18 protein-coding genes and 1 pseudogene are annotated in these 18,097 nt (G+C 38.3%); 6 read left to right on the forward strand and 13 right to left on the reverse strand.

The annotated features are described in order from the left end of the window. Nucleotides 1-30 precede the first annotated feature (30 nt). Nucleotides 31-369 (forward strand): hypothetical protein, encoded by a 339-nt coding sequence (locus G4Y78_RS26100; RefSeq protein ID WP_163835900.1) that lies wholly within the window; start codon nucleotides 31-33, stop codon nucleotides 367-369. 55 nt (nucleotides 370-424) lie between these two features. Here the strand turns inward: G4Y78_RS26100 and G4Y78_RS26105 are convergent, their stop codons facing one another. The 5 genes from G4Y78_RS26105 to G4Y78_RS26125 form a co-directional block, all read right to left on the reverse strand. Then, a complete protein-coding gene (locus G4Y78_RS26105; protein ID WP_222937589.1) occupies nucleotides 425-1,633 on the reverse strand; it encodes a hypothetical protein in 1,209 nt (402 codons plus the stop codon). After that, nucleotides 1,633-2,751 (reverse strand): SPFH domain-containing protein, encoded by a 1,119-nt coding sequence (locus tag G4Y78_RS26110; RefSeq protein ID WP_163835901.1) that lies wholly within the window; start codon nucleotides 2,749-2,751, stop codon nucleotides 1,633-1,635. The genes G4Y78_RS26105 and G4Y78_RS26110 overlap by 1 nt, the downstream gene beginning before the upstream one ends. Before the next feature lie 118 nt (nucleotides 2,752-2,869). Beyond that, entirely contained in the window at nucleotides 2,870-3,661 is a 792-nt protein-coding gene (locus G4Y78_RS26115; RefSeq protein WP_163835902.1) for an IS5 family transposase, read from the reverse strand. Nucleotides 3,662-3,815: 154 nt separating this feature from the next. Next, nucleotides 3,816-5,762, reverse strand: coding sequence for an alkaline phosphatase family protein (locus G4Y78_RS26120; RefSeq protein WP_163835903.1), 1,947 nt, complete (start codon nucleotides 5,760-5,762; stop codon nucleotides 3,816-3,818). A 182-nt stretch (nucleotides 5,763-5,944) separates the two neighbouring features. Then, nucleotides 5,945-7,069 carry an ISAs1 family transposase gene (locus G4Y78_RS26125; RefSeq protein WP_222937590.1) on the reverse strand — a complete coding sequence of 375 codons (1,125 nt, stop codon included), beginning with the start codon at nucleotides 7,067-7,069 and terminating at the stop codon, nucleotides 5,945-5,947. A 115-nt stretch (nucleotides 7,070-7,184) separates the two neighbouring features. On the opposite strand from G4Y78_RS26125, the gene yjjG reads away from it, so the two are divergent. Further along, entirely contained in the window at nucleotides 7,185-7,871 is a 687-nt protein-coding gene (gene yjjG / locus G4Y78_RS26130; protein WP_163835904.1) for a pyrimidine 5'-nucleotidase, read from the forward strand. 171 nt (nucleotides 7,872-8,042) lie between these two features. Here the strand turns inward: yjjG and G4Y78_RS31445 are convergent. From G4Y78_RS31445 to G4Y78_RS26165, 7 genes and pseudogenes are all read right to left on the reverse strand, one after another. Further along, nucleotides 8,043-8,570, reverse strand: a pseudogene (locus G4Y78_RS31445) (IS630 family transposase); the annotation flags it as partial. Between the two features lie 23 nt (nucleotides 8,571-8,593). Continuing rightward, nucleotides 8,594-9,100, reverse strand: a complete 507-nt coding sequence (locus G4Y78_RS31450; RefSeq protein WP_163831121.1) for an IS630 family transposase — start codon at nucleotides 9,098-9,100, stop codon at nucleotides 8,594-8,596. Between the two features lie 57 nt (nucleotides 9,101-9,157). Further along, nucleotides 9,158-9,334, reverse strand: a complete 177-nt coding sequence (locus G4Y78_RS26145; RefSeq protein WP_163835905.1) for a hypothetical protein — start codon at nucleotides 9,332-9,334, stop codon at nucleotides 9,158-9,160. Nucleotides 9,335-9,367: 33 nt separating this feature from the next. After that, a complete protein-coding gene (locus G4Y78_RS26150) occupies nucleotides 9,368-9,739 on the reverse strand; it encodes a peptide-N-glycosidase F-related protein (RefSeq protein ID WP_163835906.1) in 372 nt (123 codons plus the stop codon). 85 nt (nucleotides 9,740-9,824) lie between these two features. Further along, on the reverse strand, nucleotides 9,825-10,730 hold the full coding sequence (locus tag G4Y78_RS26155; RefSeq protein ID WP_163835907.1) for an RIO1 family regulatory kinase/ATPase domain-containing protein: 906 nt from the start codon (nucleotides 10,728-10,730) through the stop codon (nucleotides 9,825-9,827). A 217-nt stretch (nucleotides 10,731-10,947) separates the two neighbouring features. Further along, nucleotides 10,948-11,853, reverse strand: a complete 906-nt coding sequence (locus tag G4Y78_RS26160) for a lipopolysaccharide kinase InaA family protein (protein WP_163835908.1) — start codon at nucleotides 11,851-11,853, stop codon at nucleotides 10,948-10,950. 264 nt (nucleotides 11,854-12,117) lie between these two features. Beyond that, nucleotides 12,118-13,050: a protein-tyrosine phosphatase family protein gene (locus tag G4Y78_RS26165; protein ID WP_163835909.1), complete on the reverse strand. Its 933-nt coding sequence runs from the start codon at nucleotides 13,048-13,050 to the stop codon at nucleotides 12,118-12,120. Nucleotides 13,051-13,404: 354 nt separating this feature from the next. Here G4Y78_RS26165 and G4Y78_RS26170 point away from each other — a divergent pair, with 354 nt between their 5' ends. The 3 genes from G4Y78_RS26170 to G4Y78_RS26180 all read left to right on the forward strand — a co-directional run bounded on the left by G4Y78_RS26170 (nucleotide 13,405) and on the right by G4Y78_RS26180 (nucleotide 16,141). Further along, on the forward strand, nucleotides 13,405-14,889 hold the full coding sequence (locus G4Y78_RS26170) for a protein adenylyltransferase SelO (RefSeq protein WP_222937591.1): 1,485 nt from the start codon (nucleotides 13,405-13,407) through the stop codon (nucleotides 14,887-14,889). A 37-nt stretch (nucleotides 14,890-14,926) separates the two neighbouring features. Then, nucleotides 14,927-15,271, forward strand: coding sequence for a hypothetical protein (locus tag G4Y78_RS26175; protein WP_163835910.1), 345 nt, complete (start codon nucleotides 14,927-14,929; stop codon nucleotides 15,269-15,271). A gap of 117 nt (nucleotides 15,272-15,388) precedes the next feature. Beyond that, entirely contained in the window at nucleotides 15,389-16,141 is a 753-nt protein-coding gene (locus G4Y78_RS26180; RefSeq protein ID WP_163835911.1) for a carbonic anhydrase, read from the forward strand. A 105-nt stretch (nucleotides 16,142-16,246) separates the two neighbouring features. On the opposite strand, the gene G4Y78_RS26185 is transcribed toward G4Y78_RS26180, so the two are convergent. Further along, nucleotides 16,247-16,612 (reverse strand): cupin domain-containing protein, encoded by a 366-nt coding sequence (locus tag G4Y78_RS26185; RefSeq protein WP_163835912.1) that lies wholly within the window; start codon nucleotides 16,610-16,612, stop codon nucleotides 16,247-16,249. Between the two features lie 172 nt (nucleotides 16,613-16,784). On the opposite strand from G4Y78_RS26185, the gene G4Y78_RS26190 reads away from it, so the two are divergent. Next, entirely contained in the window at nucleotides 16,785-18,026 is a 1,242-nt protein-coding gene (locus G4Y78_RS26190; RefSeq protein ID WP_163835913.1) for a multidrug effflux MFS transporter, read from the forward strand. Nucleotides 18,027-18,097 lie beyond the last annotated feature (71 nt).

Genomic DNA, 18,097 nt, shown 5'->3' on the forward strand with positions numbered 1-18,097 from the left:
AGTAGTTATACTAATAAGGTTTGATTATCGATGACTTTATTAAAAATTATTTTTTCTATCATCACTATTATGCTGATATCTGCATGCAGTAAACCTGTACCCGAAGATAAACAAAGCTATGTTGGCGAGTGGCAAAGTGAAAATATGTATTTATATATTTCCACAGATGGAAGTGTGGCCTATGAAAGAGTTGAGGGCAATTCAACCACTTCAATCAATGCTCCAATAAAAGAATTTATTGGAGACGACTTTATTGTAGGTTTTTTATTTTTTGATACAACTTTTGATGTATCAAAGCCACCTCAAGAAGTAAATGGAGAGTGGCAAATGGTTGTAGATGGCATAAAGCTAACAAAGGTAACAAAATGACAAACTTATCACAAGCTAATAAGCACCTATAAAAATAACTTGGTTTTATTCAAGTCTACTGTTTCTGAAATGATTGATGTAAGAGATAACCACCAATAATCAATGCAACAATTACTAATATAGCTAAGGTAATTTTAATCCAACTATAAGGTCGTTCTCCCTGTACTTCACCCGTTCTAGCATTCACTAAAAAACGGTATACTTTTTCATGATACCGATAGGCACTAATCCAAACCGGTAATAAAATGTGTTTAAATGATATATTGCTATAACGAGTATTGACTGAGTGAATTCGTTGATCATCTCCACCAATATCTTGCTTAATATTACTGCGTATTTCATCATCCATAATATCCTTAGCCAATTCAAAACCTTGCTCAAGATTAATTTGATAACTTTCTGCTTTAAAACCACTTAAATAATCATCTTGATATGGTTCTAGATTTTTTAGATCCCACGGCTCCAGTGCCTGAGTATACTTTCTCGGCAAAGTATGACTTGCCAGCACTAACACATCATCAAATTGATTAGCAACTCTTCCAGATGCAGAATACCAGCGAGTACGTCTTTCTTGCTCTGTATAGGTTTCTCGCTCACCTTCTGAGTTAGTGCGAGTTTTCGTCACTGATACATAATAATACTCACCACGTTCTCCAGTATAGTCACTGGTTGTATCAGTATCATAAGTCCAGTGTGGTACATAAACACCATTTAGGGCCACATCTAACTTTGCTTTCTTTTTTAATGCATTAGGTGCAAACCATAATCCATGTAGCCATTTTTTATAGCTTTCTCTGGCAATATTGTTAGTAATTTTAAATGGTAGTAACGAGCGTGGTTTGATTATTTTTTTTGAATGTGCAGTGGAAACTATTTGACTATCACAAAAAGCGCAAGCTTGTGATATTACATTTGCGCCTGTTGTTGACTCTGCTCCACAGGCATCACATTTTATATATAACTTTTCTTCAGAAATATCTTCAGCTGCTGCTCTTCTTAAATACTCATGAAAATCAAGCTCTTCAATCTCTACATCACTTTCTTGTATATGATTTTCAAAACTGCAATATTGACACACTAACGCACGGCTACCCGGTTTATAAGTGAGCTTGGCCCCACACTGCTGGCACTTAAATTCACTGGTTGCCTTATTTGTTGGCTTATCGTTAAGTATTTGTTCCTGAGGGATAGGTGGTGGAGTAATTGCCATAATAAAACGACTCGATTTATCTGTAATACTTAACCCTCCCTGGTTATTACCCATTATTGAGGTGGTAATGGAGGTGGTGTGGCAGCAAATAATCTACTTAATGCATCCACTTCAGACGCTTTAGCCCAATTATTCATGCCTTCACACCAAACTAAGCTTTCTCTCGTTACAGTACCATTATTGACCAATGCTTGTAACTGGCTAATGGGCATAGGCCCTTGCTGTTGTCCATTAATGGCTACATAGTATGGTTTTTCTTGTGGTAATGGTGGTGGCATTGGAGCTGAAGATTGGGTATTGGGTTGAGCCTGTTGATTTTGCTGCATGTTTTGCCCCATTTGATTAGCCATGGCAAACCCCATACCCATTCCCATGCCACCACCAGCTAAACCTCCTTCGTTTTCTGCAGCTTTTTCTATTGCATTAGCCGTTTGAAACTGAGTGTATTGTTGTAAATTACCAATAACTCCCATGCTGGTCCGTTTATCCAGTATTTCTTCAACTGCAGGTGGTAGTGAAATGTTTTCCACCAACATTTTTGTAATATCAATACCATAGGCTAAAAAGTCATCGTGAATCTTTTTAGTGATAAACTCACCTAATTCATCATAATTAGCCGCCATATCTAACACAGGTATTTTTGCTTCACCAATAATATCAGCAAACCGGGATACAATTAGGTTTCTTAGTTGACTAGTAATTTCGTCAGTTGTGAAGTGCCCATCGGTACCGACAATTTCTCTGATAAAATTAGCTACATCAGATATACGAATAGCATAAGTACCAAACGCACGAATACGCACCGGACCAAACTCCGGGTCTCGCAAGGTAATGGGATTTTTGGTTCCCCACTTCAGGTCAGTAAAGCGGCGGGTATTAACAAAATAAACTTCTGCTTTAAATGGGCTGTTAAAACCATACTTCCAACCCTGTAAGGTTGATAAAATCGGCAAATTGTCAGTTGTCAGTGTGTAGTCACCTGGTTCAAATATGTCTGCCAACTTACCTTTGTTAATGAAAACAGCCACTTGTGATTCACGCACAATAATCTTGGCACCCATTTTGATTTCATTATTGTATCGTTCAAACCGGTAAACCATGGTATCGCGGCTATCGTCAGTCCATTCAATAATATCGATAAATTCGCCACGAAGTTTATTAAAAAAGTCCATTGTTACATCCTTCTATTAAAACCAATAGATTTAAATATCACATATAACTGCCATCTATTGGTAATAATAGCATTTCATAGGACTTAAGTGACATTAGAAGGTGTTTTAAAATAAAAGCTTAAGCGATTCTCCTGACTAAAATATGTAACATGGCGATCTGTATCATTGCTTCACTATTTTTTGTTAGAGCCTCATAGTCTTTAGCATGTCGTCTATAGTTAATTAGCCAAGAAAAAGTACGCTCAACCACCCAGCGCTGTTTAATAACATTGAATCCTTTACCTGCCCTTTCAACCACCTCTAGAATAATTTTTCGAGTAGCTTGATGAAAGTCTTTAACCCAATCAATAATAGGCGTGCCAGAATAACCGCTATCCAGCCAAATTTTGAGTAAACTCGTCATGCCTTTTGCAACATAGCCCTTAAGTAGCTGTTTTAATCCCTCTCGCTCACCAACGGCAGCTGAAGTCACTACAACACAGATAATAATACCAAGCGTATCAACTAAAATATGACGTTTGCGACCTTTTACTTTTTTACCACCATCAAAACCAACATGAATACCTTGCGTATGAGTTTTAATACTTTGACTATCAATACAACCTGCACTGGGATCGGCTTTTCTTCCTACTTTTTCACGATAGCATTTCCTGAAGGTATCCATAATGGTTTCCCAAACCCCCTGCTGGCTCCAGGAATTAAAATAACCGTATACTGTCTGCCAACAGCCAAAGTCTTTAGGCACCATTCGCCACTGACAGCCAGTTGTTAGGACATAAAGCAAGCCATTCATGATTAGGCGTCTATTAACGGGTGGTCTGCCTCTATTGCCAGGTTGCCATTTGGATGCAGGTAATACAGGGCTCAGTATTTCCCATTGTGTATCAGTTAAATCTGTTGGATAATCCATTTAGTCTCTTTTTATTGTTTATCTTTGATTTTTGCGAAACCAATAATAAACAGTAAGGGAGCCTATTCCTATATGCCCGCGGTACGAGTAACCCCTTGGTAGTTATCTCTTACAATACAACTTTGTATGCATTCACTCTTTTTAAAACACCTTCTTACATCTCATTATATTTCCCTTCTATAAATTCTACTCGACCATCTTTTGCACCTTGGAAAAATAGATAAAGTGAATTACCACACCGAGCCATTCTTATTATCCCATTTTCTGCTAACTGGCCGCCTGTAATTAATGTTGGCTTTGTCCAACCTACTTCTAATTGAGTACCATAGCCATTAGACGTTGTTTTATCCTGCTCAGGATTATAAGACACTTTATCTTTTGTAGTTAAAATACCTGGTATTGAAAAGGTTTCTGTTATTAATTGCTGTTGAGAGACACCGGGATGCACAAGATGCAAAACTCCATCTAACTCAGCACAAGCTAACGGTGCTCGACCTTTAATCTGAGTAACAACCGGCTCATCTTCATCAGGTGTCACAGGATCAGGTTCATGGGAGTAGTGGCGAAGGGGAAATGCATTTTGTGACCACTGGAATTGAACTGCATCATCTTGGGAACCAGCATACTTACTCTCAGCAACCGTTACCACATTCCATGGAGCTAAATTACATGTAGCAGTAACAAGTGTTGTTTCTTGTTCTGGATAAATCAAGTAAAGACAACCACCCAGGTTTGTCAGTTGAATTGGCAGTTCAGTCTGATGCCCTATAGCTTCCGGTGCCTGCCATTGCCCATTTTGATACAGCTGCCATTGCACTTGGTTTTGTTCATCTTTAAAAGCAATTGCTGCTATTTCTTTGTTATCAATCATTATTGATTGACTCAAAGTAGTTAAGTTATTAATAAACCCTTTTTCTGCACATAATGGTGAATTTTCGTTCCAGCCTGATGACAATGTATAATTAAATACAATTAAATTATGGTCTGCTGTTTCTAAGAATAGACAAAGCTCATCGTGCATTGATAAAAGCTGTACATTGCATACCTGGGCTTCTGTTATAAATATCTCATCACTCCAATATTTTCCATCATAAATGTGATAAACAACATTATAGTTTTTAACAGAAACACAGTATAAACGCCCATTATAAGCTGTAATAGAGAATGTTTTAACATCTTTAACTGGTGTTTCTTGTTTTCTTTCCCAGGAAAACTGCTTGCCCCATAAAAACTGGAACCAGTTTGCATATTGATCATTTTTACCAAGACTATTGAGGTTGAAATTCTTTTCTATAGTTTTTAACAAGCTATAATGATTATACCCTTCATGCTGTTGACCTGGTTTGATCATATCACCTAACAAAGCAGTATAAATTTGATTTGGCCCATCATAGGTATATTTTCGGTGCTGGTCATAGTCCGCTTCAAAATCAGCTTCATCAAAAGTAACTACTACTAAGGTTTTTTCAGGCAATAAACTGTTGGGGCCTGGAAATTTTAAATCACTGAAAAAGCCTTCCAACCACAACGCTAACTGATCAACTAAAGCTGGTGCTCTTTCATGTGGCGATTCATCAGTACCAAGTAGGTAGTGGCCATCACTCCACATATTTGGTGTAAACCAGGCATATTCTGGCAAAGTTCCATGGGATATATCTTTCCAAAATTCTGTTTCATTTCTTATTTTTTGCCAGCGCTGTTCATTCTGAACTATCTGTGCAAAAGAAGAAAAAGGGTTATGTTTTTCTAGATAGGGATAATCATCTTTTGGTTTAAAGTCTGGATGCCAAGGATTACTTTGCGGGTTAAAGCTTTCCATATAAGCACGCCAGTCAATATTCTCGGCAGACTCTTCAATTAAATCCACAATGGTTTTTTGAGTTAATAACTTAGGGGGAGGATCATCATCACTCATATTGCATAACTCACCCGCTATTGATGCAATATAATTGGTTTGTGAAGGATGCATGACACCATAGTATTGCGTTAGCTCTATTCCTTGCCGGGCTAACGATTGCATGTAGGGGTTTTGTAATACGTAACTGCGGTACTCATTTTCAAACATGATTATAATGACATGATCAAATGCTCTGTTGTTCATTCCCTTGTATCCTCATCACAGTACAAAAATTCAGCACTGGTAAGGATAGTCAAGTGCCATCAGCCATCACAATAATTTTTATAAAGCGCCATAAATAAAGGATGTAATAAATTTGTCGTCTTTCAAAAGCTTTTACAGTAATATTTGTCTGGGGCTCAGCCACAGGGCAATCGCATATAAATTTACACGGAACAAATCAACTTCATTAAATACTCATGATCCCAACCAGCAGACAGCCTCTTATTTTTTATACCAATTTTATAAGTGTCATCTTGTTTAAGTATATTAAGGGCTATTTGTCTAATCCTGGACATGTTTTCAGCTGAATGGCCTATACGAATTCGACTATCATCTTCCCTAAATGCAACATCCAGACTCCAATGTAGGCTATTCTCAATTTGCCAATGATGCTGAATCATTTCACTGACAGCTTTTGCTGACAAGGGCTGGCTAGAAATATAATAGCGTTGTTCTTTTGCTTTTTTGCCTTGCAAGGTGCGCTCTGTTTCAACCCTAACGACAGCCGCTAAATCGATCCACTCTGTTGCTATAGGTAGTTTAGCCACTGAGTGATAAACCCAGCAGCGCCGTATCTCATGACGGCCATGCTGTTCTTTTTCTGAAGAATGAAAGTCTATAGCGGGACGTTGATACACTTTGGCTTTTTTAGAATACAGTTGTTCTTGAATAGCAGAATATAAACGAGGTTGGTTATTTTTAACTGCCAACAAGTAATGAGCCTCTTTTTCACGAGTTTTTTCAGCAATGGCTTTGTGACATCCCATCGCATCTATTGATACAACAGCACCTTTAACTGTTATTGCTTCTAATAGTTCAGGAATGGCGGTGATTTCATTGGATTTCCTATCAGTTTTAAGTTGGCCTAACACCAGCTTATTTTCTATTGACCATGCGTTAACCAAGTGAATAGCGTTCTTCTTATCAGGTTCAGTAAATGATCGTCTAAGGGTTTTACCATCAATTGCTACCAGCTTGCCAGGTAAGCTATCAGTGATTGACTGAATCCATTGGATGAAGCAGCTTTGAAACGAGATAGGGCAAAGGCGTGAGAAAAAACGACCAAAGGTATCATGAGAGGGTATTCCATTCGGTAGTTCTAGAAAGCTTTTAAACCATGATTCTTTGGCGTTACCAAATCGCTCAATAGCTACCCAGTCATCTGCTCCACATAAAGCGGCACAAATCGTAATAGTAATAATATCAATGAGCTTATGGCGACGATGGCGTTCCATTCGAGGATCATCTAACTGTTCAAAATGATCTAAAACTGTACTATTTTTTACCAATGTTGCACTCTATATCAGTTGCTTTTTATCCTATTATACTGATTTTGTTGTATTTTTATATGCGATTGCCCTGGGCTCAGCCATGTAAGAAGCAGGTAATATAAGTGGAGTAAAAATGAAAACCTATGAGTGGATTGTATTTGATGCAGACGAAACATTGTTTCATTTTGATGCGTTTAGTGGTCTGCAACAGATGTTTGCTGAGTTTGGTATTAACTTTACAGAGCAGGACTATAAAGAATACCAAGCGGTTAATAAACCACTATGGGTTGACTATCAAAATGGCAGCATTACTACACAACAGCTGCAGTATAAGCGATTTGATGACTGGGCAAATAAACTACAAATTACGCCTAAAGACTTAAACAGTGCCTTTCTTGCTGCTATGGCAGAAATATGCACACCATTAGAAGGTGCAATTAGTCTATTAAACTCACTAAAGGATCAAGCAAGGTTAGGCATTATTACTAACGGCTTTGCCGAATTGCAACAAATACGCATAGAACGTACTGGGTTAATAGGTTACTTCGATATGTTAGTCATTTCAGAGCAAGTGGGGGTTGCCAAACCTCACCAAGATATTTTCGAACATGCTCTTGCTAATATGGATAACCCTGCCCGCAATAAAGTATTAATGGTGGGAGATAATCCTGATACAGATATTTTAGGTGGAATAAACGCAGGCTTAGATACCTGCTGGCTAAATATCCATAATAAACCAACACCTAAAAATATTATCCCTCACTATCAAGTTTCGTCTTTACCAGAGTTACAACGCCTATTAACAAGTGAATTAAACTAGGGCCAGCACTATTTGAATAGTATTAACAAGCGCTAACTACCCGCTATTGCATGGATAATCATAAATGGCTTTATGCCTGTGGCAATTTCTTCTGGTAATGGCGTGTCGGGTGGCTCATGAGATAAATCCTGTCCACAGGCAAATAAACGTAAGTAATACCAATCCTGTTTATTAGCTTGTTAAAACAGCCCAACATCTGGAGCACAAGCTTTTAATGTTATTTTTCTTATTCACAAATACATTCCATGCCTCACAACAAGACTCAACAATATCATTGAAATTTTTAAAACAACGGTTTGCCAGTGAATCCTCTCTCAGTTTTTCCCATATCCGCTCTACCGGGTTAAGCTCTGGGGAAACGGGTGGTAAATTTAATAGCGTGATATTCGCAGGTATTTCTAGGCGATGAGTCGTATGCCATGCCGCTTGATCAACGATAACCAGTCCGTGTCTTCCCTTAGAAATGGCTTTTGAAATTTCTGTTAAGTGCAACCTCATTGCTTCTGTGTTAGCAATAGGTAATACAAGAGCCACTCCTCTATCTTTAGCAGGACAAACAGCGCCAAAGAGATAAGCTGACTCAAACTGTTGTTGCTTTACCACTCGTGGACGCGTACCTTTCTCTGCCCAAATACGCGTACAGGTATTTTGCTGACCCACTCTGGCTTCATCTTGAAACCAAATATCAACTTTATCTGGAGAAACGCATGAGGGAAGTACTTTTAAGGCCTCTTTTTCAAAGTTTTTTTAAATGCTTGCTGTTTATCTGGGCTATGATTAGGATGTTTAGATCTTGATGTAATCCAAGAAAGTCCTGCTTTATGCAATACTTCATAAATACTACTTAAGCTGTAGTCTATATTAAATTGTTCCAGCAGCAACTGTTGTATGTCTTTACCCTGAACTCTACCGCCTTGACGATGGTTTTGTAAGGTAATAACGGCTGCTTTAAATTCATTATATTGTGAAGGACAAAGAAATGGTTTTTTTCCTCTACCGGGTTGTTCATAAAGTCCTTCAAGGCCATCTCGTCTAAAACGGTTGAGCCAGTCCTGAATGGTATTGTTTGATTTCCTTAATGCTCGTGCTATTTCAGTTTGAGACCAACCTGCTTGTAAATGAGCCATCGCTAATAAGCGAAGCCGTGTTCTTGGATGTGGCTCTCTGTTCAGTAAGGCATCAAAGTCGTAGTCATACAATTCATCTGGAATAGAAGCAATCCTTGCCATTATTAAATTCCTAGTCAAATTAAGTGAAATACTGTGACCAGGTATTTTACAGATTATTTACCACGATTGGTATAAGGACGACGTTGTTGGGTAACATACTTCAAGTACATCAAGGGTTGAGCGCAAGTTAACCTCAAGCTGCACTTCAGCATTTACATGGGCTAATGCTCTTAAATGCTGTGGTGGTAAGCTCACCTGGTGGTGTACCCGGTTGTTCCCAGGTTTTTCCTCCATCACTAGACCGTTGAATAATTTGTCCAAACTAGTCTAGTAAACAATTAATACTCCAGACATATAATAGAAGGGCACATCACCATCACCTTGCCACTCAAAGTCCTCTAATCGATAAGAAAGCTTAGCCGTTTCTCTGCCGATAAATGCATTGGTAACATCCATTTCCCAAGGATGTACTTGTGCACCTGGGCACCAGCCCGCTCTGGAATATCGCCAGGTTCCCCGTTGTACTCCATCCGTCTTAGTCTGTGAGCAATCAGTTCGCCACACTTCCCTTGAATATTCATTGTCTGCAACTTTATAAAAATGGGTTTTAGGACAAAACTCTGCGCAGTTCTGCCTATTATTCCAGCCATGTCCTGTAATAAACGAGCGAAGAACATAAGCACGCTCAATATCCTGCACTGTTAGTACAATATGGTCGATTTATCATGTCTCTTCTTTAGACAAGGGCACATCTAATAACTGGTACACCGATATTATTAACTTATCAGCTTTTTACTAAAGCGAATTCTTTAGCTGTCGTTATTATAGCGTCGTTGCTTTCTTTACAGATAAAACTGGCATAGCGTGTTTTTCTAGATACTTTCTTATTTTTAAACATATTAAAAACCGGCCAAAAAACATCTAGATCAAGTGACTCAATAGCTGTTACTTTTTGCTTAATGTATTCATCATAATCACTTCCATCTATATATTTATGTACCCAATAATAATGGAAGTAACCAAGTAAAAACCCTAAACTACTGCTATTGTTATAGTTAACAAACGAACACTGTTCAAAGTCAATTATCCAACGCTCTGTTAGATCCTTGCTAACTAATAGGTTTTTTGGATGCAAATCAAGGTGTATTACTTGATGATCCAATGCCTTTACATACTCATCTACAACCACATCAAGCAACTGCTCAACCGGATATTGCCCCGATAAAAATAACTCATCTATAGGAACACAGTCCTCAATGAACTCAAATAATAAAAACTCTTCATTTACCAGGCCAAATTGCTTACTAACCCCATAACCTGCAACACGGGGTGTATTACTCAAAGTCTGATTAGCTTTTTGAGAGTTGATAAGCTCATTATACAACCCTGGATAGCCATATACTTTCGCTATAGTTAAAGTATTTTTCAGCCTTTTATTGAAACCACTCAGCATGCTGCGCTTAAAAACATATTTTTTTTCAGCTTCAAGCATCACTACTTCCCTATTAGGCTCAGAAAGAAGCACTGTGACTGCTGTTTTATCACCTTGCAGGTATTGTTTTATTATTTCCTGACAGCCTATTGGTAATTGAGGCGAGCAACGTATATCAATATTAGAAACAGATAACCTTGTCGAAAACGATTTTACACTTTGTTGCTTAAACCAAAAGTTACTTCCCTTAAACATCATTCACCTTAACGACGACTCTATTATACCCTTCGCGAATGATCTTTAGGATTTGTTGTCGCCAGTCTTGACCCCTATCATTTATAAATACATAAACTCATGAGGCCTCATCACTCGACTGCCGCCCCTAAAAACCATTCGCCTTGGCTATATCATGTAATTTTGTATAATGAGGCTTTAGCCTCTATATCTTTAGCTCGAACATTTCACCCAAAAAAAACTAACACTTACCTAGCACATACTCTTTGGCAGCCTCGATAATATCAGTATGGCTCTTTCTATTAGCAAAACCTATATATCGTAGCTTTTTTGGTACTGAGGTGTTTTTGAACATATTATAAACAGGCCAAAAAACGCCCTGATCGACCCATTCAATATCCTCAACTTTTTTGGTTATATAGTCATCATAGCTGGTTTCATCAATATATTGATGTGCCCAATAGTGATGAAAGTAACCTAGTAAAAAGCCTAAACTACTGCTTGCATTTAAATCAGCAAAAGAACAGTACTCAAAGTCAATCAACCACCTTTCTGTCAAATCTTCACTAACCATTATATTGGTCAGGTTCAAATCTAAGTGAATGACTTGTTTGGATAGTGCTTTTAAATATTCATCAACTACTACATCAAGCAACTGCTCAGTAGGATACTGTCCTGATGCAAATAGCTTTTCCATTGGAACACAGTCTTCAATGAACTCGAATAACAAAAACTCTTCGATTACTAAGCCATTTTGCTTGCTGACCCCATAACCAACAACTTTTGGTGTATTAGGTAAAATCTGATTGGCTTGTTGAGTATTAATAAGCTCATTATACAACCCTGGATAGCCGTATACTCTAGCTATAGCAAAGGTATTTCTAAACCTCTTATTAAAACCATTGAGCAGACAGCGTTTAAGCACATACTTGCTCTCACCAGCAATCATTACAGCCTCTCGACGCCGATCAGTATGCAGCACAGTGACAGCACTCTTATCGCCCTCTAGATATTGTTTGATTGCGGCTTGACTATTCTCCCCAACTAGAGAAGCACAACGAATATCAGTATTAGAAGTAACCAGTCTTGTTGGAAACCCTTTGACACTCTGCTGTTTAAACCAAAAGCTACTTTCCTTAAACATCATTTACCTTAAGGATCGCTTAAACATGATTCGCATTTACACATAAAACAGAGGATTCTAGGCGTTACACAGCAATAATACTTTAGGTATTTACCCTAATTTACACACCAATAACGTTTGGGGGAACAAAATGTTTGCGCCAAAAACTGCAAATTCTACAGCCAAACCTTCAATCAAAGTGCAAACTGATTCGGGAGAGAGTCACCTAATACATTAGTAGTAAATCTAGCTATTAATTAAAATATTAAGTTCAGCTAGACCTCTGGACTAGCCAGCTTCTTCAAACAACAACCTGCCATATTCCTGCAAAAGTTCTTGCTGTTGCAACGATGTAAGGCCTGCGTTGGTTATTAGATCATCAATCGTATTACACAGTGTTTCTTTATTCAGCTCTCCCCGCTGTTTTAGTTGAAAAAGCTTTTCTGCGATAACAACTACTTCAGATCGGCCATCTTGTATTACCGAATGCACCAGAAGATTACCTTGCCCCTGTTTACCTTCCTGTCTAACAACATTAATGCTTTCTATTAGTTCTTGTAATTGTTCTTTTGAAATTATTCCTTTATCAGGCCACTGAGTAAAGTTAAATGCATTAACCTGTTTAATATTTATAGTACGCAAAGCCCCTTCAATATGATGATTTTCTACATTAAATTTTGCATACATAAGCGCAGTGTCAGTTATCTTTTTTTCATATACTGCTACTCCATGCTCAGCTTGTTTCTGCTGCGAATCCAGCGTAGTTTTAGTCACAATGGCATAATCTTTTAAATTACCATATTGCGAGTGAGGATCATGTTGTAGCTTATAACTAGTGTTGTTCAATCCAATAATAATCCGCGTATCACTACTAACTATGCCTCTCCAAAATGCAGCTGCAGACTGGATATCAGGGCTTTTTGATATACGCGACTCAGAAAAATGTTGTGGGTAGTTAACGTTGTCTATGGACGACTTTATGTCTGTTTTTAATATTTTAAACTCTCTACCATTTAGTGACTCAGCTCCTTGATCAACATTGACAGATTCCTGGCTTTGTTTAAATAGATTGTTAACATCACTGGCGCAAACATCTACCAACCGAATGGTTGAGCCTTTATATTGTGCCTGAGTAGAGTTCCACCCCTCATTTCTTTCAGCTGGCTTTATGTGATCCGTTGGTCGTACATTGAGGGAAAGTATTAGTTGATTGTCAGCCAAAGCATTTTCTCCACATAATATTTAAAAACTGCTATTGACCCTGCGCCAGCCCTGTCGTCTTATAAAAACAACCTGCAAAGCTCAACACCATTGCCCAGTATAGGCTATTTAATATTCATACTATTTAGAAATAGGGCGAATTTTATTATTACTGATATAGTATTCTTAAGTATATTTACTAAAGCACAATCTTAATTGTTTTTCATTCAATTAACCCACACTAATAACTTAATTAATATTCCTACACTCCTCCCTTTCCAGGTTATACATCTACGTCCTCCATAAGTATCCACCTTTTTGACTCCTACACAAAGCAGCAAAAACCAAGTAAAATAGTCAGGTACTCAAACACCTATGGCCGACTCTGCTGTGATACCAATAACTGAACTGACATTTGATAACCAGTTTGCTCAACTTAGTGATTGCTTCTATACAAAGCAATCACCTACCCCTCTAAGCAATTCTCATTTAGTTAGCTTTAATAAATCAGTAGCTAATTCATTGGGTTTTGAGCTCACAACAGAGAAAAAAGATGTAGACAACTTAGTCAGCATTGCCAGCGGTCAAAAGCTTTGGCCAGATGCAGAGCCACTCGCCATGGTCTATTCAGGCCATCAGTTTGGCGTTTATAACCCTCAGCTGGGCGACGGACGAGGGCTATTGCTAGGTGAAGTTCGCACGCCCAGTGGAGACCGATGGGACCTCCACCTGAAAGGGGCAGGAATGACACCCTACTCTCGCCAGGGGGATGGCCGAGCAGTACTTCGCTCAACTATTCGTGAATACCTGTGTAGCGAAGCTATGCATCACCTTGGTATTCCCACTACACGAGCATTATGCATTGTAGGCAGTGATGAACCTGTTTATCGAGAAACAGTAGAAACAGCTGCCACTTTAATTCGGGTAGCCAAAACCCATTTACGATTTGGTAGTTTTGAATATTTTTATTACACCCGCCAGCAAAAAGCATTAAAAGAACTAGTTAATTTTGCAATCCAGCAATACTACCCCGAACTAGTTGGTAGCAATAATCAATATGAAGAATTTTACCGCCAAACTGTCGTAAAAACCGCTCAGCTTATTGCTTATTGGCAAGCATTTGGCTTTGTCCACGGTGTAATGAACACAGACAATATGTCTTTATTAGGCGACACGTTTGACTACGGTCCATTTGGCTTTATGGATGATTACGACCAAGGATTTATTTGTAATCACTCCGACCATACAGGTCGTTATGCCTTTAACCAGCAACCTTCAATTGCCTATTGGAACTGCGCTTGCCTTGGTCAGGTACTCGTGCCTTTTGTTAAGCCTGATACTATCAAACAACTGTTAAATGAATTCGAAATAGCTTTTGTACATAAGTATGCTGACTTAATGCGCCAGAAACTGGGGTTAATTGAGTTAACAGAGTCAGATCAAGAGCTAGTACAACAACTGTTTACTTTGATGCAAAAAAATAGTGTCGATTACACTTTATTTTTCCGACATCTTTGCGACTTTATTCCTAATGAGCAGAATACATTTATTAGAGATCTATTTATAGACCGGGATGGGTTTGACAGTTGGGCCAAGCAATACCAACAACGCCTAACGCAACAAACCGATAATCAAGTGAGCCGCTCTCAACAAATGAAGTCTATTAATCCTAAATATATTTTGCGTAATTACTTAGCTCAACAAGCCATAGATAAAGCAACCAAAGAGCAAGATTTCAGTGAAGTAAACCAACTGCTACAATTATTACAGAGACCGTTTGCCGAACAGTCCGTTATGGAGCACTACGCCAAACTTCCACCAGAATGGGGAAAAAAGCTGGTTATAAGTTGTTCATCTTAGGTTTTTGCAACACCACCAACCCGAGTAGGTGATCACTATGGCAGACACCCAATACCTACTAAAGTCAGACGCAGGCAAGTTTGCCAAAGCTTACGATGCCATGTCTTACACAGTGTTCTTTTTTGGCCCTATCCCTATGCTAATCCGGCAAGATATACAAGGTTTTATTTTTTGGCTAGTCAGTATGCTGGCCGCTATTGGCTTGAATACTTTGATGACTATTCTACGAGGTTATACCCACACTCTGGATGGTTTTATTATTTTTTGCGTCGCTATTACCTGGGCTGTAATTTATAACAACTGGCACCGAAAACGCCTACTTAAAGCAAACTACGAAGTAATTGAGCAATACGACATCACCAGGCGAGTGTTAGTTTTCTAACAGAGAGAAGCTCTGTGAACATGACAAGCAGAAGTAATTCATAAGTTTCACTACTACTATAAGGTGTGCTACAAACATATAACGACCTTTTCTAACCCATTGTAAGGTAGCATACTGATGAAGCAACTTTTTAAAAACACACTGTTTGTTCCCACCATTCTATTAACCCAACTCTTCAGCTATAGCTATGCAGCAGAAGATGTCCATTGGGGGTATACTGGTAAGTCAGGCCCAGCTAACTGGGGTGACCTGGCTGATCAATATGCTATGTGCAAGAAAGGTAAAAACCAGTCCCCAATTGATATCAAAGCTAGCCTCGACACTGACCTAACCCCGATTAAATTTAACTATATTAAACAAGCCTCTACCATCAAAAATAACGGCCACACTGTACAAGTGGATTACCCAGCAGGTAACAGTATCAGCCTAAATGGCACGCAATATGAGTTGAAACAATTTCACTTTCACTCACCTAGTGAAAATACTATCGACGGTCAACATTATCCTTTAGAAGCTCATTTTGTTCATGCTGATGATAAAGGCAATCTTGCAGTCGTTGGGGTAATGTTTAAAGATGGTGAAGACAACAAAAAAATAGCTGAACTTTGGCAGAACATGCCTAAGCAAGCCAATACACAACAAAATTTAGCTAACCCATTTAGTGCAATAGATTTATTGCCTAAGTCTCATGACTACTACCGGTTTAATGGATCATTAACCACGCCCCCTTGCTCTGAAGGAGTACTATGGTTAGTGTTAAAACAACCGATAACTATCTCCATAGACCAAGCTAAACAACTGGTAGAAACTTTAAATCACCCTAATAATCGTCCTGTTCAGCCACTCAATGCCAGAACTGTTTTAAAATAACAGTTAAACTTGTTAATAATTTTGCAGTGATATCCTAACTAAATAGGTATCACTGCAAGTCCACCACTAATCGACTAACTAAAGCCCCCAAAAATCACTCACTTTTTATACCCAAACATCGCTATCAGCAGTTAATTTACCGCCTGTATCCCCTGTATTAACTACCCCTCTTGGCTCAATAAGCATAATCTTACACTCGTCTTTAGCAAAAGGTTTATGCTCTACACCTCTGGGAACAACAACCATTTCTCCTTCGGAGAGGTCTACTTTCCCATCTCTAAATTCAATGCTCATAAATCCTTCAATAATAATAAAGACTTCATCCGTATCTTTGTGATCGTGCCATGTGAATTCCCCTTTAATTTTCACCAGCTTAAACTGATATTCATTCATTTCAGCAACTATTCGTGGGGACCAGTATTCTGAAAATTTTGAAAACTTTTCTTTTATATTGATTTTACCAACTAACATCTAAATACTCTCATCACATCTCACTGTTAAATATATAATGATAGTTACTTAACTTCAGGTAAACTTTAGTTGTATTTTAAGCATGTTTTTCTTATTTCAAGAGCGAGCAACCACTAAATTATGGTATAAAAGAAAGGCTCTCCCTCTACTGTTATAGAAGCAAAAGGTATTCATGAACCAAAATTTCTCTAGTAAAAACTCAACCTCATTTTCTGAGTTTATTAGCTTAGTTGCCATGATGTCAGCCTTAGTTGCACTTGCTATTGATGCTATGCTTCCAGCCTTACCTGACATTAGAACATCATTAACGCTTACCAATGATAATGATGCCCAGTTAGTTATTGCTTTTTTATTTATTGGAATGGCAATAGGACCTATTATATTTGGCCCATTGTCTGACAGTATTGGTCGAAAGCCAACTATACTACTGGGTTTGGTATGCTTTTTAGCTGGCTCATTAATCTGTTTGTTTTCTTATTCCTTTGAACAAATGCTAGCCGGAAGAGTATTACAAGGGTTAGGAGCAGCAGGTCCACGTACTGTCTCCATGGCTATGGTTCGAGACTTATTCACAGGTGCCGAAATGGCCCGGGTGATGTCTTTCGTAACAGCAGTGTTTATTCTAGTGCCTGCCATAGCCCCCAGTGTTGGTCAGGCAATACTACAATTTACAAGTTGGCATGGTATTTTCGTATTTTTCTTGGTGCTTGGATTTATTGTATTAATCTGGTTTTCTTGGCGTCAGGATGAAACTTTGCCTGTTAATAAAAGATCTCAATTTCACGTAACAACAATAATTAAATCAGTCAAAATTGTGCTGACAAATAAAATAACCCTAGGTTATACAATAGCAATGGGATGTATGTTTGGTGGATTCCTTGGTTATCTGTATTCCTCGCAACAAATTTTTCAAGACATTTATTTAACCGGAGACAAGTTTCCACTTTATTTCGCCCTACTGGCTTTAGGTTTTGGTGCAGCCTCCTTAGTTAATGCTCGACTTGTTATAAAATATGGGATGATTAAGTTATCCTTAATAGCCATTAAAGTACTAGTGTTTAGTTCTTCTTGTTTCTTGATTGTTTGTGTAACAACTGACGGTGTACCACCATTCTTAATGTTTATGACTTATGCAATGATTGGCTTCATCGCTGTTGCGATAGTGTTTGGTAATTTGAATGCATTAGCAATGGGACCAATGGGGGCAATAGCAGGGATTGCTGCAGCTGTTATTTCAGCAATATCAACGCTTATTTCTATGCCATTGGGGCTTATGGTGGGTCAAAGTTTTAATATGACCGTCATTCCTTTAGCTACAGGGTTCACCCTATTTGGCAGCGCAGCCTGGTTTTTTATGATTTGGACTAAAAAAGAGACTAAGCAAAACTTACCAACAGTAAAACAGCCACTATAGTGATTTAAGCATGACCAAAATTGTGGTTGATTATAAAAACACTTAATCTGTAGCCAATAGACTGCCTGTAT

Source organism: Spartinivicinus ruber, from assembly GCF_011009015.1.
Classification (GTDB): domain Bacteria; phylum Pseudomonadota; class Gammaproteobacteria; order Pseudomonadales; family Zooshikellaceae; genus Spartinivicinus; species Spartinivicinus ruber.